General features: G+C 64.0%; 20 protein-coding genes. 14 read left to right on the top strand and 6 right to left on the bottom strand.

The window, feature by feature from the left end; genetic code table 11:
* Window positions 1-23: 23 nt before the first annotated feature.
* The 4 genes from AWB67_RS18015 to AWB67_RS18000 form a co-directional block, all read right to left on the bottom strand.
* Complete coding sequence (locus AWB67_RS18015; RefSeq protein ID WP_087657619.1) at window positions 24-1,322, bottom strand: ABC transporter substrate-binding protein; 1,299 nt, start codon at window positions 1,320-1,322, stop codon at window positions 24-26.
* A 156-nt stretch (window positions 1,323-1,478) separates the two neighbouring features.
* Window positions 1,479-2,282 (bottom strand): IclR family transcriptional regulator, encoded by an 804-nt coding sequence (locus AWB67_RS18010; protein WP_087657618.1) that lies wholly within the window; start codon window positions 2,280-2,282, stop codon window positions 1,479-1,481.
* Between the two features lie 30 nt (window positions 2,283-2,312).
* Window positions 2,313-3,143 (bottom strand): sugar phosphate isomerase/epimerase family protein, encoded by an 831-nt coding sequence (locus AWB67_RS18005; RefSeq protein WP_087657617.1) that lies wholly within the window; start codon window positions 3,141-3,143, stop codon window positions 2,313-2,315.
* 11 nt (window positions 3,144-3,154) lie between these two features.
* Window positions 3,155-3,766 carry an NIPSNAP family protein gene (locus tag AWB67_RS18000; protein WP_087657616.1) on the bottom strand — a complete coding sequence of 204 codons (612 nt, stop codon included), beginning with the start codon at window positions 3,764-3,766 and terminating at the stop codon, window positions 3,155-3,157.
* A 125-nt stretch (window positions 3,767-3,891) separates the two neighbouring features.
* Between AWB67_RS18000 and AWB67_RS17995 the strand changes: the two genes are divergently transcribed.
* The 14 genes from AWB67_RS17995 (at window position 3,892) to AWB67_RS17940 (ending at window position 14,043) form a co-directional block, all read left to right on the top strand.
* Entirely contained in the window at window positions 3,892-4,788 is an 897-nt protein-coding gene (locus AWB67_RS17995; protein WP_087657615.1) for an NAD-dependent epimerase/dehydratase family protein, read from the top strand.
* Window positions 4,785-5,816 (top strand): Gfo/Idh/MocA family protein, encoded by a 1,032-nt coding sequence (locus tag AWB67_RS17990; RefSeq protein ID WP_087657614.1) that lies wholly within the window; start codon window positions 4,785-4,787, stop codon window positions 5,814-5,816. The genes AWB67_RS17995 and AWB67_RS17990 overlap by 4 nt, the downstream gene beginning before the upstream one ends.
* 20 nt (window positions 5,817-5,836) lie before the next feature.
* Window positions 5,837-7,591 (top strand): FAD-dependent oxidoreductase, encoded by a 1,755-nt coding sequence (locus AWB67_RS17985; protein WP_087657678.1) that lies wholly within the window; start codon window positions 5,837-5,839, stop codon window positions 7,589-7,591.
* A gap of 101 nt (window positions 7,592-7,692) precedes the next feature.
* Complete coding sequence (locus tag AWB67_RS17980; RefSeq protein WP_087657613.1) at window positions 7,693-8,178, top strand: Spy/CpxP family protein refolding chaperone; 486 nt, start codon at window positions 7,693-7,695, stop codon at window positions 8,176-8,178.
* A gap of 47 nt (window positions 8,179-8,225) precedes the next feature.
* Window positions 8,226-9,551: a sensor histidine kinase gene (locus tag AWB67_RS17975; protein ID WP_087657677.1), complete on the top strand. Its 1,326-nt coding sequence runs from the start codon at window positions 8,226-8,228 to the stop codon at window positions 9,549-9,551.
* Window positions 9,552-9,613: 62 nt separating this feature from the next.
* Window positions 9,614-10,297, top strand: coding sequence for a response regulator transcription factor (locus AWB67_RS17970; RefSeq protein ID WP_087657612.1), 684 nt, complete (start codon window positions 9,614-9,616; stop codon window positions 10,295-10,297).
* A gap of 149 nt (window positions 10,298-10,446) precedes the next feature.
* Window positions 10,447-10,617 (top strand): DUF3563 family protein, encoded by a 171-nt coding sequence (locus AWB67_RS17965; RefSeq protein ID WP_087657611.1) that lies wholly within the window; start codon window positions 10,447-10,449, stop codon window positions 10,615-10,617.
* Window positions 10,618-10,642: 25 nt separating this feature from the next.
* The gene (locus AWB67_RS41450; RefSeq protein WP_200822252.1) at window positions 10,643-10,798 is read left to right on the top strand and encodes a hypothetical protein; all 156 of its coding nucleotides are present in this window, start codon (window positions 10,643-10,645) and stop codon (window positions 10,796-10,798) included.
* Window positions 10,799-10,806: 8 nt separating this feature from the next.
* Entirely contained in the window at window positions 10,807-11,226 is a 420-nt protein-coding gene (locus AWB67_RS17960; protein WP_087657610.1) for a VOC family protein, read from the top strand.
* Window positions 11,213-11,704, top strand: coding sequence for a hypothetical protein (locus tag AWB67_RS17955; RefSeq protein ID WP_087657609.1), 492 nt, complete (start codon window positions 11,213-11,215; stop codon window positions 11,702-11,704). Before AWB67_RS17960 ends, AWB67_RS17955 begins: the two co-directional genes overlap by 14 nt.
* Window positions 11,701-12,000, top strand: a complete 300-nt coding sequence (locus AWB67_RS17950) for a hypothetical protein (RefSeq protein ID WP_087657608.1) — start codon at window positions 11,701-11,703, stop codon at window positions 11,998-12,000. Before AWB67_RS17955 ends, AWB67_RS17950 begins: the two co-directional genes overlap by 4 nt.
* 40 nt (window positions 12,001-12,040) lie before the next feature.
* Window positions 12,041-12,205 carry a hypothetical protein gene (locus AWB67_RS40810; RefSeq protein WP_159964864.1) on the top strand — a complete coding sequence of 55 codons (165 nt, stop codon included), beginning with the start codon at window positions 12,041-12,043 and terminating at the stop codon, window positions 12,203-12,205.
* Window positions 12,206-12,345: 140 nt separating this feature from the next.
* Entirely contained in the window at window positions 12,346-13,203 is an 858-nt protein-coding gene (locus AWB67_RS17945) for a PA4780 family RIO1-like protein kinase (protein ID WP_087657607.1), read from the top strand.
* 75 nt (window positions 13,204-13,278) lie between these two features.
* Entirely contained in the window at window positions 13,279-14,043 is a 765-nt protein-coding gene (locus AWB67_RS17940; protein WP_087657606.1) for a hypothetical protein, read from the top strand.
* A gap of 8 nt (window positions 14,044-14,051) precedes the next feature.
* On the opposite strand, the gene uraD is transcribed toward AWB67_RS17940, so the two are convergent.
* The gene (gene uraD, locus AWB67_RS17935) at window positions 14,052-14,597 is read right to left on the bottom strand and encodes a 2-oxo-4-hydroxy-4-carboxy-5-ureidoimidazoline decarboxylase (RefSeq protein ID WP_087657605.1); all 546 of its coding nucleotides are present in this window, start codon (window positions 14,595-14,597) and stop codon (window positions 14,052-14,054) included.
* 128 nt (window positions 14,598-14,725) lie between these two features.
* Complete coding sequence (locus tag AWB67_RS17930) at window positions 14,726-15,673, bottom strand: LysR family transcriptional regulator (protein WP_087657604.1); 948 nt, start codon at window positions 15,671-15,673, stop codon at window positions 14,726-14,728.
* Window positions 15,674-15,841 lie beyond the last annotated feature (168 nt).

The following is a 15,841-nucleotide window of genomic DNA, read 5'->3' as shown; positions in this document are numbered from 1 at the left end:
CCGGCCTTACAGTTGGGTCGATTTCAGGCGGCGCGCGCGGCCATCGTGCAGCCGACTTCCTCGCGCGTGCCGTAGAGGGCATCGACATCGGCGGGGTTTTGCGGCAGGAGCGATACCTTGTCGAGCCAGTCCCACTTGTCGGTGATGCGGTCCTTCACCTTGAACACCGTCCAGCTGCGCACCATCTGGTGATCCCACGAACGGAAGTACGCGGGAACGGCGCCGTCGTCGAGCCTGACGGTTTCGAGGCTCGACGCGATGTCCGCGCCGCCCGTGCTCTTCGCCTGCTTGATGCCTTCGAGAAGGCCGCGCGTCGAGAACCAGCCGAGCCATGCCTTGTCGGCGGGCGGCTTGCCGTACTTCGCCGTGTAGCTCTTGATGAACGCGACTTCCGCAGGCGTATGGCCCGGCGAGCTGAAGTGCCACGGCTTGCCGTAGTAACCGGTCGCGGCTTCGGGACTGATCGACCACAGGTCGGAATCGCCGATGATCGGGCAGGCCACCGGAATCGTGCCCTTCATGCCCATCTCGGCGTATTGCTTGAGAAAGGTGGAGAGATCGCCGCCGGGCAGGCCCAGCACGACCACGTCCGGCTTCGACTGGCGAATCTTGAGGATGAACGAGCTGAAGTCGGTGGTGTTGAGCGGCGTGACGTCGGCGCCGGTCATCGTGCCGCCGGCCTGCTTCAGCAAGTCCGACATCGCGCGCTGGATGTCCTGTCCGTACGCGTAGTTCGCCACGAGAAAGTGCCAGCGCTTGCCCTTCGACAAGAGCGACGGCGCAAGCGCGCGGCACGTCACCGGCGTGGGCGCGAGCGTGCGGAACGTGTACGGGTTGCAACTGCTGCCAGTGAGTTCGCGCGCGGCCGCATTCGGCGAGATGTACGGCACTTTCGTGCGATTCGCGACCGATGCCATCGCGAGCGACGTGCCGCTGTTCGTCCCGCCGATCACGGCGACGACCTTGTCCTCGTCGACGAGTTTCTGCATGTTCTGCTGCGCCGATTGCGGATTGGGCTCGTCGTACCAGATGAGGTCGATGCGGCGTCCGCGCACCTGGTTGCCCGCCTCGGCGAGCGCGAGCTTCACGCCGTTCGCGATCATCTCGCCCTGCTCGGTCCACACCCCCTGCTTCGCGATGACCAGGCCGACCTTGAGCGGCTGGTCACCTTGCGCGCGCACGAACGCGGGCGCGGCCATCACCGCCGCCCCGCTCGCGAGCGTCTTGCCCGCTGTGGTCAGCCAGTCGCGACGCGTCATGCCGCCGCCGATCGTGCTTACGTTGCCGTTGTCCTTCTTGTCCCCACCGTGGTTCTGGCTCATCTGTCTTCGCTCCTGTTTCCGGTTTTCGTGGATGGCGTTCGTCACGCTCTAGTCGATTCAAGTTTTAACGAATGCTAATTTATAATGGAACTGTGTTCAACATTTAAAATGCGTTACAGGGTTTTCATGGATGTTGAAACGAGGGGGAAAGCGACGCTAGATGACCGCAGGCGCGCGTGCGCCGGGACTGCGTTTGAGGAACGGCGAGTTCAGAGTCGCGGCGCTCATGTCCGACGCCGCTTCGAGCAACGCGGGCGCGAGCGCTTCCAATCGCCGCTCGGATAATCGACTCGTCGGCCCGGCGATACTCACGACGCCCACGACGTCTCTCGTGACCGCGTGACGAATCGATGCTGCCATCGCCGTCATGCCGGCCTCATGGGTTTCGATCGCAATGCTGTAGCCGCGCAGGCGCGTGGTTTGAAGGTCCTGCAGAAGTTGCGCGATGCTTCTTGGCGCGTTTGGACCGCCTTGCCCCGCCTTGCCAAGCCCGCCCGCGCGCACTAACGCCTCTTCATCGGAAAGCGACGCGAGCCACGCCTGTCCGTTCGCGGTGCAATAGAGCGGCGGCTGGCTGCCCATGTCGGGGTCGTAGCGAAGGCCCGACCGCGCTCCCTGCGCCTTGGCGACGAACGTGAGGTGATCGCCCTCGACGACGCCAAGCCGCGCCAGTTCCCCCGACGCCGCCGCGAGCCGGTCGAGCACCGGTTGCGAGACGTCGAGAATCCCTCCCGTCGAGAGATGGGTCAGCGCGAGCGAGACGAGCTTGAGCGCGAGCCTGTACTCGCCATGTTCCTCATCCTGGCGCACATAGCCTTCGCCGATCAGCATCGACAACAGCCGGTGCGTGCCGCTGCGCGGAATGTCGAGCGTGTCGGCGATGGCGGCGAGCTGCATGCGTCCGCCGTGCTTCGCCAGCAATTCGATGATCGCCAGCGCCCGCGTCAGATTCCCTGTCATTTTCGAGCGCTCACGATAGGGACGCTCGTTTTATGCCGCGTAAGCCTTCGCGATCACCGCAAGCGTCGCTTCACGCAGCCGTCGCGCGCGCTCGACGGCCTTCGCCGTCTTAGCCCAGCCGTCCATCGGCACTTCGACGCTCACCGGCAAGTGCGCCGGCAACGCGCGCAGGATGCCCGCGAGATTCAGTCCGCCCTCGCCCGGAATCATCCGCTCGCAGCGCGCCTGATAGAGCAACGTTTCGAGATCCGTCGGACGCTCGGCGGGCGCGTCGCAGAACTGCAGATAGCCGAAGTATTCGCGCGGCAAATCGCGCAGTTCATCGAGCGACGAACCCGCGCGGTCGAAGTGAATCGGATCGATGATGAGACCCGTGTTCTTGCGCCCCGATGCCTTCACGATGCGCGCCGCCTGCGTGATGTCCTTCGCGTCGGTCCAGGGCATCGGTTCGAGCGACGGCGAGAGTCCGAGCGGCGCGGCGATGTCGCACAACTGCGCAAGGCGGTCGACGGTGCGCGCTTCGTCGGGATCGTTGCCCGCGACGAGCACATACTTCGCGCCGAGTTCCGCCGCGACTTCGAGCACCGGCTCGTAGGTGGCCACATCGGTATCGGGTTTCAGACGCAAAATCTCGGTATCGAGCACGCGCACGCCAGTATCTTTCAGGCGCGCGAGCGTCTCGCGCTTCCACGACGAATCGCCGGTGAAGTCGTAGCGCGCTTCGTGATCGGTCGCGGGCAACAGCCGCAAGCCGACGTACTCGTAGCCCGCCTCGGCCGCGCACTCGACCATCTGCGGCGGCGTGAGTTCGAGCGCCGTCAACGCGGAGAGCGACAGCGGACGCTGGTTTTGCTGTGACATGTCGGCTCCTTTCAGCGCAGCGGCGAGAACGGCGCGGGCACGTAGATGGTCGATTCCATCGTCGTCAGATGCGCGGGTCCGCCCTTCGGCGGCCAGATGCCGTCCTTCACGGCTTCGGCGCGAATGCGCGAGCGTGCATCGACGCTCTTGTACGGCCAGATGTTGAGAAAACGCGGCACGGTTCCGTCGAGCGAGTACATCGCACCGATCAGCGGCGAGCGCTTCGTGCGCTCCGGCACGGCGTTTTCCCAAGCGTCGATCGTGTGCTGCAGGCTCGCGAGCTTCGTCCCGTAGACCCGCATCTCGTAGATGCCGCCGTGCTCCGCCGGCTCGACCGGCGGCAGGAACGGGAAGAGCGCATAGCTTTCGACCTTCACATCGGTCGTGTATTCGCCGCAGCCGAACGGATTGCCTTCGAGCAAAAGGCGGCGGCGTTCGTCGATCAGCGCTGCTTCCGATTCGAAGCCGCGCAACACCATCACCTTGCCGAGCGCGCCGATATCCGAGTACCAGCAGCCGAGCAGCTTCGCGCCGGGCCGGTCGCCATTCGCCTTGATGTTTTCGAAGACCTGCGCGTTGGCGCCGATCTTCACGGTGAGGGTCACTGTGTCGTAGAGAGTCATTGCGTTGTCCTTGGTCGTTCGTGAATCAGAAAATCAACATCGCTGTGGAATATTCTTTGATGTTGGAATACTATTCCACAAACGCGACATTTGCAAAGCGATTTCGAGACGACGGAGAGACGGCGATGAAAGTGCTGGTAACAGGCGGGAGCGGCTTCCTGGGCGCGTGGGTGATGCGCCGGCTGCTGAAGCGGCAAATAGAGGTACGCGCGTCCGACGTGCGACAGGACACGAGCGTGATGGAGTTGCTTGCGCCGCAACGTGCAGCCGAAGTCGAATGGCGCACGGGCGATATCTCCTCTGCGAGCGATGTCGTTCAAGCGATGAACGGTTGCGACGCGGTCATCCATCTCGCGGGCGTGCTCACGCCGGCCTGCGCCGCCGACCCCGTGCGCGGCGCGCAGATCAACCTGATCGGCACGCTGAACGTGTTCGAAGCGGCGCGCGCCGCCGGACTCAAAACCGTGCTCTATGCCAGCAGCGCGGGCGTCTTCGGCCCCGACGACGGCGTCGCGCCCTTTCCTCAGACACATTACGGCGCGTTCAAGCTCGCATGCGAGGGATCGGCGCGCGCTTACTGGAACGATCACGGCATTGCGAGCGTGGGGTTTCGGCCGCTCGTCGTGTACGGCGCGGGACGCGAGAGCGGATCGAGCGCAGGGCCGAGCCTCGCCTGCCGGGCGGCCGCGCGCGGCGAGCCGTACACGATTCCGTTCACGGGATCGACGGGGCTGGTCTTCGCCGACGATGTCGCCGCCGCTTATGAAGCCGCGTTGTTCACTCGCGTCGAAGGCGCGCACGCGTTCACGCTCGCAGGGGAGATTGCGTCTGTCGGGACGGTGATCGAGCATGTTTGCTCGATCGTGCCGGGCGCGCGGATTGATTCCAGCGGCGTTCCGTTGCCGATCGCGACTTCATTCCCCGCCGATCCCGAACTCGCGCGTCTGCTGCCGGACTTGCCGAACACATCACTCGAAGACGGATTGAAGCAGACCGTGGCGTTCTATAGGGGAGACAAATGAGCAAGAAGAAACTTGCCTTAATCGGCGCGGGCGCGATCGGGCGCATGCACGTGGAGCGCGCGCGTTCGCATCCGGATTGCCAGATCATGGCGATCGCCGACCCGTCGCCGGCTGCGGAAGCGTTCGCACGCGCCGAGGGACTGCGATGGTTCGCGGACTACGCCGCGATGCTCGACGAAACGAAGCCGCAAGGCGCGATCGTAGCGACGCCGAACGCGACGCATCTTCCAGTCGGCCTTGCGTGCATCGAAGGGGGCATCGCGGTGCTGATGGAAAAGCCGATCGCCGATACCGTCGAGCAGGCCGCGCAACTGACGCGCGCGGCATCCGAGGCACGCGTGCCGCTGCTCGTCGGCCATCATCGCCGGCACAATCCAATCCTGCGGCGCGCCCGCGAAATCGTGCGCTCGGGGCGCCTTGGCACGCCCGTCGCGGCGATGGCGCTCGCGACCTTCTACAAGCCCGACAGCTATTTCGACATGACGTGGCGCCGCGAAAAAGGCGGCGGCCCGGTGCTGATCAATCTGATCCACGATATCGACATCATGCAGTTCCTGCTCGGCGAGGTGGTCGAAGTGCAGGCGGTGACGTCGAATGCGGTGCGCGGCTTCGAAGTGGAAGACACGGCGGCCGTGCTGCTGCGCTTCGCGAGCGGCGCGCTCGGAACGCTGGCAGTGTCCGATTGCGCGGCGTCGCCGTGGAACTGGGATCTCGCGGCGGGCGAGGCGGCGCACTATCCGCGTCAGCACGTGAACACGCATTTCCTGACCGGCACGGATGCGTCGCTCACGCTGCCGCTGCTCGAAGTGTGGGAGTACCGCAGCGGCAAGGGCTGGCATGACCCGCTGACCGTCGAGCAGAGCACGCCGCATCGCGGCGATCCGTATCACGAGCAGTTGCGGCATTTTTGTGCGGTGATCGATGGCGAGGAACAGCCGGTCTGTTCCGGCGACGACGCCACGCGCACCCTTGCGACAACATTCGCCGTGCATCGCGCGGCGGAATCGAAAGCACCGGTATCGGTATGACGAAGGAGACAACGAAGATCATGGATGCAGTCAATCAGGCACGTTGGGACGAAGAAGTCGACTTGCTGGTGTTCGGAGCCGGCGCGGGCGGCATGACGGCGGCGCTCGTCGCGCATCACGAAGGGCTGAAGGTAGTCGTGTGCGAAAAGACCGATGCGGTCGGCGGGATCACGTCGACGTCGGGCGGCACGACGTGGGTGCCCGGCACGAGCCTCAGCGTGCGCGACGGCGTGCCTGACAGCATCGACGATGCGCGGCGCTTTCTCGCGTCGGTCGTCGGCGACCGGGGCGGCGATGAAGCGCGCGAGGCGTTCCTGCAAAGCGGGCCGAAGGCAATCGACGAACTTCAGCGCATCAGCGACGTAAAGTTCGTCGCGGCCGCGGCTCATCCGGATTACGTGAGCGGACCGGGCGCCGCGTTCGGCGGACGCGCGCTCGCGCCAGTGGCTTTCGACGGGCGTCTGCTCGGCGATGAATTCGTCCGCGTGAAGCCGCCGCGTGCGGAATTCATGGGCCTCGGCGGGATGATGGTGGCGCGCACGGATCTCGACGCGCTGCTCGCGCCGTTCGCATCGACGAAGAATTTTTCGCGCACGCTGGCCGTCGTGGGGCGCTATGTGCTCGACCGGCTGCGCTATCCGCGCGGCACGCATCTCGTCATGGGCAACGCGCTCGCCGCGCGGCTCTTCTACAGCCTGCGCAAACAGAACGTCGAAGTGTGCTTCGACACGCCGCTCGTGGAACTGGTTATCGAGAACGGCAAAGTGACGGGCGCCGTGGTACAGCAGAAAGGTTCTGGGAAGAAAAGAATCGGCGCGCGTCGCGGCGTGGTCCTCGCGACCGGTGGCATCACGCGCAATCCGGTGCTACGCAAGCAGTTGTTTCCCGCGGGCGCGGAGCCATTGTCGCTTTCGCCCGAAACGCATACCGGCGACGGCGTGAAAAGCGCGCTTGAACTCAACGCGAAGCTCGACAACGGTTGCGAAAGCCCCGGCCTCTGGATGCCCTGTTCGATCCTGCGCAAGAATGGCAAGCCCGACGGCGTCTGGCCGCACATCATTCTCGACCGCGCGAAGCCCGGCTTGATCGCGGTGAACAGCCATGGCGAGCGCTTCGTCAACGAGTCGGATTCGTATCACGACTTCGTGATGGGCATGCTGCGCACCGACAGCGTGCCGGCGCATCTGATCGTCGATGCCGCGTTCATTCGCGACTACGGCCTGGGCCTGCTCATGCGCGGACGCAGCCGGGCACGCATCGTGAGCTTCGAAAAGGCGGGTTATTTGATAAAGGGTGACACGCTCGCCGCGCTGGCCGCCAAGCTGAAGGTCGATGCGAAGGGGCTGGAACGCACGGTCGAGACATACAACCGCAACGCAACGCAGGGCGCTGACCCGGAGTTTCATCGCGGATCGAGTCCGATGAACCGTTTCAACGGCGACCCCGCGCAAAAGCCGAATCCGTGTCTGCGGCCGATCGGCGCGGGGCCTTACTACGCCGTCACCGTCTGGCCCGCCGATCTCGCGTGCAGCGCGGGCCTCGCGGGCAACGCAAACGGTCAGGTGCTTGACAACGACGGCAGCGTGATTCCGGGCCTCTTCGCGTGCGGCAACGATCTCGCGTCGATCTTCCGTGGCACCTATCCGGGACCGGGTACGACGCTCGGGCCTGCCATTGTATTTGGATGGCGGATTGCGAAGTTCGCGGCGCATCCTTCGGCTTCGGCCGAACCGCAGAACGTGCAGCCGAAAAAAAGCGCGCTCATTTTTCCCTAATACAGCGCCCCTAGACTGCTTTACATGAACTCCGGCCGAGGCGAAAACCCCGGCCACCTAAAAAAACCGGCGCGATCCGCGTCACTGTCAAGGAGCACATCATGTTCAGCAAGACTTCACGTTACGTAGCCGCCGCCTTCATCGGATTGAGTGTCGGCATGGGGTCCGCGTTTGCTCAATCCGTACCGCCGATGACCGCTGTGATGCAACAGATCCAGCGCGTCGACCTGAAACAGATACACGACCAGTTGAACCTCGACCCGAACCAGGAGATTCAATGGCAAGCCGCCCTCGATGCGATGCGCGAATCCCACGCCGCCGAGCGCATGAACGCGGACGTGATGCAGCAGCAAACCACCGCCATGCTCGACAAGCCGATCCTCGATTTGTCCGCGCTCCATGCCGCGCACGAAAAGGCCGTGCAGCAGGATGCGGGCTTGCCGGAGAAGTCGGCTAAGGCGTGGCTCACGTTCTATCACGGCCTGAACGACGCGCAGAAGACTATCGTCAGCAACGCGCTGCGTCCTGAACTCGCGAAGATCACGCAGCATGCCGCGCGTCCGATCGATCCACGCACAGGGCTTTGAACGGGCGTCGTAGAATGCAGTACCCGCTTCGTCCGATGAGTGCACCGATGTTCAAGTCGCTGAGAAGTCAACTGGTCGTCGCGCTCGGTCTGCTCGTGAGCATCATCGGCTTGCTTCAGGGACTGAGCTCCTATCAGCTCTGCAAGAACGGCATGGGCGCGCTGCTCGACCTGCGCATGGAACAGGTCGGCCAGCGCATGCGCGACGGCTTCGCGGAAGGCATCCCGGAGACTCCTTTGCGCGGCTCGCAGGACGCGCGCGATATCGTGCTCGTCGTATGGAAGCCGGGGCAGGACGCCCCTTTCCGCTCCACCGAACCCTCGCTGCTGCTCCCGCAAAACGCGCCGGCCGGCTTTTCGACGTCCACCGTCAACGGCGAGGAATGGCGCATCTACACACTGCGCGGCCCCGCGATGACGATCCAGGTCGCGCAACGTCTTTCGGTGCGACGAGAACTAGAGGAAGCGACCGCCACCCGCACGCTATGGCCGATTTTCGTGCTGCTGCCGCTGGTATGGATCGCCGTCGGGCTCGTGGTGCGGCGCTCGCTCGTCGATCTGAACCGGCTCGGCCGCGAAGTGCAGGCGATCGATGCGGGCCATCTCCAGCCGCTGCGCACCGCCGGCGTGCCGACGGAACTCGATCCCTTCATCCATTCGATCAATCACATGATCGAGCGACTTGCGCGGTCGATCGAGGCCGAGCGCAAGTTCATCGCCGATGCCGCGCATGAACTGCGCACACCGCTCACCGCGCTGCAGCTCCAGGCCGATAACCTTCAGCGCGACATCGTCGCGAGCAATCAGGAGCGCTTTTGCGAATTGCGCGGCGGCATCGCGCGCAGCGGCAGCCTCATCACGCAGTTGCTGCGCCTCGCGCGCGCCGATGCGCCGGTGAACGGCGGCGCGATCGAACGCGTCGATCTCGCGAATATCGTGAGGGCGACCGTCGCCGACGTGCTGCCGATCGCGCTGCAACGCGGCCTCGACATCGGCGCGGAATCGATCTTGAGCGCGCACGTGCGGGCGATCGAAACCGACGTCGGCATGGCGGTGCGCAACCTCGTCAGCAACGCGGTGCGCTATACGCCCGACGGCGGCACGATCGATCTCTACCTGCGCGTTGAGGCGGGCATGGCGTGCATCGAGGTGGTGGATACCGGGCCGGGGATCGCCGAGGACCTGCTGCCGCGCGTGTTCGACCGCTTCTTTCGCGCGAACCGCGACATCGAAGGCAGCGGCCTGGGGCTCTCGATCGTGAAGGCCGTCGCGCAGCGCTATGGCGGCACGGTATCGCTCAGGAACCGCAGCGACGGGCCGTCAGGCATCGTCGCGACGATCACACTGCCGCTCGATCCCGAACCACGCTCCTGACGCATGCGCCGCCTGATTGGCTCGCATACAATGCGCGTGTGCGGGAGCGAGACGGGGACACCATGCGAATCCTTCTGATCGAAGACGATGTGCAGATCGGCACGAGCCTGATGCGCGCGCTCAAGGACGCCGACTACGCCGTCGACTGGGTCCGCGACGGCACCGCCGGCAGCACCGCGATCGCGGCGGCGAGCTACACCGTTGTGCTGCTCGACCTGGGCCTGCCGGGAATGACCGGCATCGAACTGCTGCGGCAGGCGCGCGCGGCGGGCAACGCGGTGCCGGTGGTGATCCTCACCGCGCGCGACGATCTGGAAACACGCGTGCAGGGCCTCGACGTCGGCGCCGACGATTACGTGCTCAAGCCCTTCGACGTTCCCGAACTGCTCGCGCGGATTCGGGCGGTCCTGCGTCGGAAGGCGGGCTACGCGGTTTCGCGTCTCGGCAACGACACCCTCAACCTCAACCTCGACGAACGCACGCTCACCTGCTCGGGGACGACGGCTGCGCTCTCGGCGCGTGAATTCGCGCTGATGCTCGCGCTGCTCGAACGGCCGGGCACGATCTTCTCGCGCGAACAACTCGAGGACAAGCTCTACGGCTGGGGCAAGGAAATCGAGAGCAATGCGCTCGACGTGCTCATCCATTCGGTTCGCAAGAAATTCGGCAACGCGGTGATCCGCAACGTGCGCGGCCTCGGCTGGACGGTCATGCTCAGTGCACCGTCCAGCGACGAATCGAGCTAGCCCGCAGCACCCTCATTTTCCGCTCATTCAGCGCGACTACGCTTACCAGTGTCGACGAACCGCTAGCGCCAGCAAAGGCGCAACGGCCGTCGGAACCGCATCGTTTCACGATCGATCGATGCGCAACCACTCAAGAAGCGGAGTCCATCATGTTCACGCACTTTCTCGAAGTCCTCCACAACATCCGTTACAACGCCGCCGAGCACGAACGCGAAGACTATCTGGCCGCGTCCGCCGACCTCGCCGATCTCGAGCACCGCATGGAGGCGATCGATCACGATACGCGCGACGCCTGGCTCGCCGGCAGCGATCGTCATTAACTCGTGCGTCGTTACGGGGTGAATCATGAAGAACGATCCGTCACTACAGGCGGCCGGCGCGATTGAAGCCGAACCGCCGCGTGCCGATCCGTCGCCTGACGCGCAAGCCGCGTCATTCGATACGCCGAACTACGAAGACCTGCTGCCCTACCTTCTCCTGCCAATGGCGGGAAGCTACTGAGCAACGCCATGTTCACACGCGACGACGTCACCTACGAGTTCCACCATCTCGGCGTGCCGACTGCCGAGCCACGCCCTGGCGAACGCTATAGCGCCGTTTTCGGCATGTACACGAGCGATAGCGAAAGCGAACTCGTGCGCATCCAGTACCACCGTTTCGATACCGACAGCATCCTGCATCCGCTGCTGCGCACGATGCCGCACGTCGCGTTCAAGGTCGACGATCTGGCTCGCGCAACCGCCGCAAAGCAGGTCGTGCTCGGGCCGTATGAACCGATCGATGGCTTTCGCGTCGCGGTGATCGTGGATGGCGGGATGCCGGTCGAGCTGATCCAGACCACGCTCAGCGACGAGCAGATCTGGTCGCGGGCGCGCACGGGTGAGCAGGCATCGATCTATTTCAAAGGAGAGTCCCATGCGGACCGCTGAATTTTTTACTGCCCGTCAATACGGCTACCGCACCGACTTCGTCACCGTGGAAGTCGTGCAATCGACCGAAGGCGGTCGATACGACATCCGCCTGCCCACTCTATGCAGCGTCGGCGAAAGCGGCCTGCAGATTCGCGGACCGGTCGTGCGCAACGTGGCCGGCTACCTGATCGCCTTCAATCTCGACGATGCCCGCAAGGAATCGCTGATCGAATGCGGATATTCGGTGCATCACCTCGCCTCGATCGGCAGCAACGAGCGTTGCGCGGATTTCTTCGTCTGGCACCACTGGAGTTGCAGCAACACGAAGCCGACGCCGTGGCTGTCCGAGGAATCCGCGTGGCGCGCCGCCGACGAGCACGCGCGCCGCACCGTCTCGCTCGCGGACAAGGCCCGGCTCCTCATTCTTTCCTCATTTTCGGCGAGCACACTGCAGTCATGCAGCAAGACAAACGAACCCGAAAGGAGAAAGTCATGAACGCAATCCGCAAAATCCTCGTAGCAGCAGCCCTGACCGCCGGTTGTGTGACGGCCGCGCAAGCGCATGTGTTCGTCGGCGTGGGCATCGTGGGCGGGCCGGTGTTTCCGGTCGATTCGTCGGTGCAGGCGGCGCCCCCGCTGCCCGTGTATCAGGCCGCAAACGGTTTTGGCCCCGCGCAGTTGCCGCCTGAAGAGCAACCGTCGAAGTTCGCCGAGCCGCTCGTGTCGAGCTATTCGGTCTTGACCGGGCACGCTGCGCCGGTGACCGGCGAGTCACCGACGATCGCTGATTGAAACGCTCTTTCGTCTGATATTTACTCATCGAGGTGCTGAAATGAACGCCATCACTATTTCGCTTCTGGCTGTCGCGTTGACCGCTGCGCTTGCTTTCGCTCATATCGCTCCGACGCGGCCCGCGCGACAGGCGGTCGCGCAGCACACGACGACGCCTTTCGTCACCGATCGTACACAGCGTCCCCTCGTGCGGCAGGATGCGTAAGAAGGCGGGATTTCCCCGTGCCTGTATACTCGCTGGATGAATTCCTCCTATTTCCACGCAGTACTCCAACGCGCAACGCCCGCCCGGCTGATCGCGGACATATCAACCCTCACGCACGTCGAACCGCATCCGGCGGTCCGATGAAAACGCCGAAACGGCTAGCGCCGTTGCTCGAAGAAGGACTCATCGACGAAGTCATCGGCCAGTTGATGAGCGGCAAGGAAGCCACAGTCTACGTGGTGCGCAGCGGCGATTCGACGCGCTGCGCCAAGGTCTACAAGGACGCGAAGCAGCGTAGTTTCCGGCAAGCGGCGTCGTATCGCGACGGCCGCAAGGTCAAGAACAGCCGTCAGGCGCGCGCGATGGAAAAAGGCTCGCGCTACGGCCGCCAGATGCAGGAAGAGGTCTGGCAGAACGCCGAAGTCGATGCGCTGTTCCGCCTCGCCAACGCAGGCGTGCGCGTACCGCAGCCGTATATCTGCACCGATGGCGTGCTGTTGATGGAACTGGTCGTCGACGCAGCGGGTGAGGTCGCGCCGCGGCTGAACGACGTCGATCTGACCGAAGCGCGCGCCCTCGAACTGCACGCGATGCTGCTCAATCAGGTCGTCCGGATGCTCTGCGCGGGCGTGGTTCACGGCGACCTCTCCGAGTACAACATTCTCCTGGCGGCGGGCGGGCCGGTGATCATCGACTTGCCGCAAGCCGTCGATGCCGCCGGCAACAACGAAGCCGCGTCGATGCTCAAGCGCGACGTCGACAACCTCGCCGCGTATTTCGGACGCTTCGCGCCGCAGCTTTATTCCGCCGATTACGGCACGGAGATCTGGCGGCTGTTCGAAGCGGGCGGGCTCCACGTCGATGTCGAATTGACCGGCGTGATCGAAGTCGATACACGTCCCGTCGATCTCGATGGCGTGCTGATGGAAATCGAAGAGACGCGTTTCGAGGAAGAAGCGCGGGTACGGCGGGAGCAGGAGTCGATCGCGGGCGGTTGATTTCGGTCGATGCGTCGCCGGGCGGAATCTATACTTTCGGGGTCATCACTCCTTCCGCTCCGGAGGCACCGAAGCATGACCCAGACGATGAATCACCCCTTCGAGATTTTCGCCATTTCCTTCGTGCTGATGTCGCTGGGGGCATGGGCTGGTGTCGCGCTCAAGCGAAGGCGTCCGCTCGACGCCGAAGCGCGCGAGGACCTCGGCATCATTCAAGGCGCCAGCCTGACGCTACTCGCGTTGATGATCGGCTTTACGCTGTCGATGTCGGTCGGAAGGTACGATCAGCGGAAAGCCTACGAGGAAGAAGAAGCCAACGCTATCGGCACCGAGTTTCTTCGAGCGGAGCTTTTGCCGGGGCCTCAGGCTGCCCTCACCCGCTCGCTACTCATCAAATATCTCGACCAGCGCGTGCTCTACTATCGGACGCACGACGAAGCGCAGCTCAGCCCCATCAACAAAGCGACCGAACAGCTCGAAGCCGAATTGTGGGCGGCGGTCAAAGCGGCCGCGATCGTCCAGCCGACACCCATCACGGCGCTCGCCGTCTCCGGCATGAACGACGTGCTGAACACGCAGGGCTACACGCAGGCGGCATGGTGGAACCGGATTCCCGTGGCCGCGTGGATGCTGATGATCCTGGTCGGGGTGTTCTGCAACGCGCTCGTGGGATACGGCTCGCGCAGTGTCAAATCGCGCAAGGCGTTTCTGTTGCTGATGCCGGTGATCGGATCGATATCGTTCATGCTCATCGCCGATATCGACAGCCCGCGCGGCGGGTTGATCCGCGTCGCGCCGCAGAATCTCATCGGGCTGGCTCAGTCGATACCGCGGCAATAGAGATCGTGTCAGGTAACGCTCACCGTCAATCGCTCCAGCGCACCCAAGCGCTCATTCAACCGCCCGCGTGTGATCGCCGCGATCTGCGCCAGCGCTTCATCGATTTCCTGATGCGTTGCGCGGTCGAGTCTTCGTTCGAGTGCCGCGAAGATACCTTCACGCGTGTAATGCCGCACGCAGATGATGAACGGGAATCCATGCCGCTCCAGATAGGCTGCGTTCTGCCGGTCGAGCGTGGCTTCCTGCTGGGCCGTCATCGCGTCGAGCCCAGCGCTCTTTTGTTCCGCGTTCGAATCCGAAGTCATCGTGCCCGCACGGATGTTCGCGCCGGACAAAAGCGGATGCAGGTTCAGAAAATCGCACCGGGCCTTCGGATCGAGGTCGCGGATTACGTCCATCATCGCGTCGTGCAAGGCGCGCGCTGAAGCAAACGGCCGACGCGGCCACGCGCCGTCCGCCGCCTGCGGAAAATGCTCGAACACGCTGCCGAACGTGCGTACAAAGGCCGTTTGGTCCAGCGCGTTGACTGGCGCGAGATCGATCGACTGTGACATGGGCTGCTCTCCCGTAAAGCCCGCCGCGTTGGCCGGGCGTAGTGATGAATACGGGCCGAGTATAGGAAGGGCGCGCGGCAGCGGCGAGGTCCGCGGTTCTATAAACCGCATAAGAGAACGCGATACAGCTAGCGACGGTTCATGTCGCGCAGGTTGCGCAATTCCTGCGCGGCCGCCGTCAGCATGCCGCGCAGCCAGATGTGCGACGCCGACCGATGGCGTGACGGATGCCAAAGCTGATAGAAGCGCATGAACGGAAAGTCGATCGGCGGATCGAGCACCGCCACCGGCAGATATTGCGCGTGATAGTTGGCGAAGTGGCGGCCTGTGGTCAGGATCAGGTCGGTGCCCGGAATGAGGCTCGGCGCGAGGTTGAAGTAAGGGCAACTGATGCGGTTGTCGCGATGCACGCGCATGGTGCTGAGCCCCGTATCGACGACGCCGCGCTGGTCGCGCGAATACGGTGTCGGCACGATGTGCGACGCGCCCAGATACGCTTCCGCCGTGAACTTGCCCGGCTGCGCATGGACGCTGTCGTCGGCCACGACGCAGACCACGTCGTCCTCCAGCAGCACCGACAGATGCAGATGCTCCGGCGGATTCGGCCAGTTGCCGATGACGATATCGGGCGAGCCTTCCGACAACGCCTGCTCGTAGTTGAACGTCGCGCTCAACGGCACGGCCGATAACCTCGCGCGGGGCGCGGCGCGTCGGAATTCGCGCACCACTGCGGCGAAAAACGGCGGCGCCAGATAGTCGGGCATGCCGACGGTAAAACTCTGCTCGGTGGTCGCGGGATCGAACCGGTCGTCGGATACGAGCAGGTTGTCCAGCGCGCTCAATGCCGCCTGCGCGCTGCGCGCCAGTTGCAGTGCGCGCTCGGTGGGCACCATCACATTCTTTTCACGCGTGAGCAGCGGGTCGTTGAAGATGTCGCGCAGGCGCTTCAACGCGCTGCTGATCGCCGGCTGCGACTGGTTCATGCGCACCGCCGTGCGCGACACGCTGCGCTCGGCAATCACGGTGCACAGCACGCGCAGCAGGTAGGTATCGAACGGATCGTCGGCGCGATTCATGGCGGCCCCTGGTACATAAGGTGGATGCCGATGTTTTAACGTGTTGCGCCCGCCAAGGCAACGGGGTCAAATCCGTACAAAAGTGTCAAATTTGCACCGATCCGGGGCATGTCCAAACGGCTCAAGGGTAAATCATAGGTTGGCCTGCTGATCCCGCAAACCCTTTTC

The organism is Caballeronia terrestris (assembly GCF_001544515.1).
Taxonomy (GTDB): domain Bacteria; phylum Pseudomonadota; class Gammaproteobacteria; order Burkholderiales; family Burkholderiaceae; genus Caballeronia; species Caballeronia terrestris.
This window is presented reverse-complemented; position numbering and strand designations above follow the sequence as displayed.

Coding starts and splice junctions, on each gene's coding strand:
- AWB67_RS18015 (WP_087657619.1), bottom strand. CDS start 1,322: ATGAGCCAGAACCACGGTGGGGACAAGAAGGACAACGGCAACGTAAGC.
- AWB67_RS18010 (WP_087657618.1), bottom strand. CDS start 2,282: ATGACAGGGAATCTGACGCGGGCGCTGGCGATCATCGAATTGCTGGCG.
- AWB67_RS18005 (WP_087657617.1), bottom strand. CDS start 3,143: ATGTCACAGCAAAACCAGCGTCCGCTGTCGCTCTCCGCGTTGACGGCG.
- AWB67_RS18000 (WP_087657616.1), bottom strand. CDS start 3,766: ATGACTCTCTACGACACAGTGACCCTCACCGTGAAGATCGGCGCCAAC.
- AWB67_RS17995 (WP_087657615.1), top strand. CDS start 3,892: ATGAAAGTGCTGGTAACAGGCGGGAGCGGCTTCCTGGGCGCGTGGGTG.
- AWB67_RS17990 (WP_087657614.1), top strand. CDS start 4,785: ATGAGCAAGAAGAAACTTGCCTTAATCGGCGCGGGCGCGATCGGGCGC.
- AWB67_RS17985 (WP_087657678.1), top strand. CDS start 5,837: ATGGATGCAGTCAATCAGGCACGTTGGGACGAAGAAGTCGACTTGCTG.
- AWB67_RS17980 (WP_087657613.1), top strand. CDS start 7,693: ATGTTCAGCAAGACTTCACGTTACGTAGCCGCCGCCTTCATCGGATTG.
- AWB67_RS17975 (WP_087657677.1), top strand. CDS start 8,226: ATGTTCAAGTCGCTGAGAAGTCAACTGGTCGTCGCGCTCGGTCTGCTC.
- AWB67_RS17970 (WP_087657612.1), top strand. CDS start 9,614: ATGCGAATCCTTCTGATCGAAGACGATGTGCAGATCGGCACGAGCCTG.
- AWB67_RS17965 (WP_087657611.1), top strand. CDS start 10,447: ATGTTCACGCACTTTCTCGAAGTCCTCCACAACATCCGTTACAACGCC.
- AWB67_RS41450 (WP_200822252.1), top strand. CDS start 10,643: ATGAAGAACGATCCGTCACTACAGGCGGCCGGCGCGATTGAAGCCGAA.
- AWB67_RS17960 (WP_087657610.1), top strand. CDS start 10,807: ATGTTCACACGCGACGACGTCACCTACGAGTTCCACCATCTCGGCGTG.
- AWB67_RS17955 (WP_087657609.1), top strand. CDS start 11,213: ATGCGGACCGCTGAATTTTTTACTGCCCGTCAATACGGCTACCGCACC.
- AWB67_RS17950 (WP_087657608.1), top strand. CDS start 11,701: ATGAACGCAATCCGCAAAATCCTCGTAGCAGCAGCCCTGACCGCCGGT.
- AWB67_RS40810 (WP_159964864.1), top strand. CDS start 12,041: ATGAACGCCATCACTATTTCGCTTCTGGCTGTCGCGTTGACCGCTGCG.
- AWB67_RS17945 (WP_087657607.1), top strand. CDS start 12,346: ATGAAAACGCCGAAACGGCTAGCGCCGTTGCTCGAAGAAGGACTCATC.
- AWB67_RS17940 (WP_087657606.1), top strand. CDS start 13,279: ATGACCCAGACGATGAATCACCCCTTCGAGATTTTCGCCATTTCCTTC.
- uraD (WP_087657605.1), bottom strand. CDS start 14,597: ATGTCACAGTCGATCGATCTCGCGCCAGTCAACGCGCTGGACCAAACG.
- AWB67_RS17930 (WP_087657604.1), bottom strand. CDS start 15,673: ATGAATCGCGCCGACGATCCGTTCGATACCTACCTGCTGCGCGTGCTG.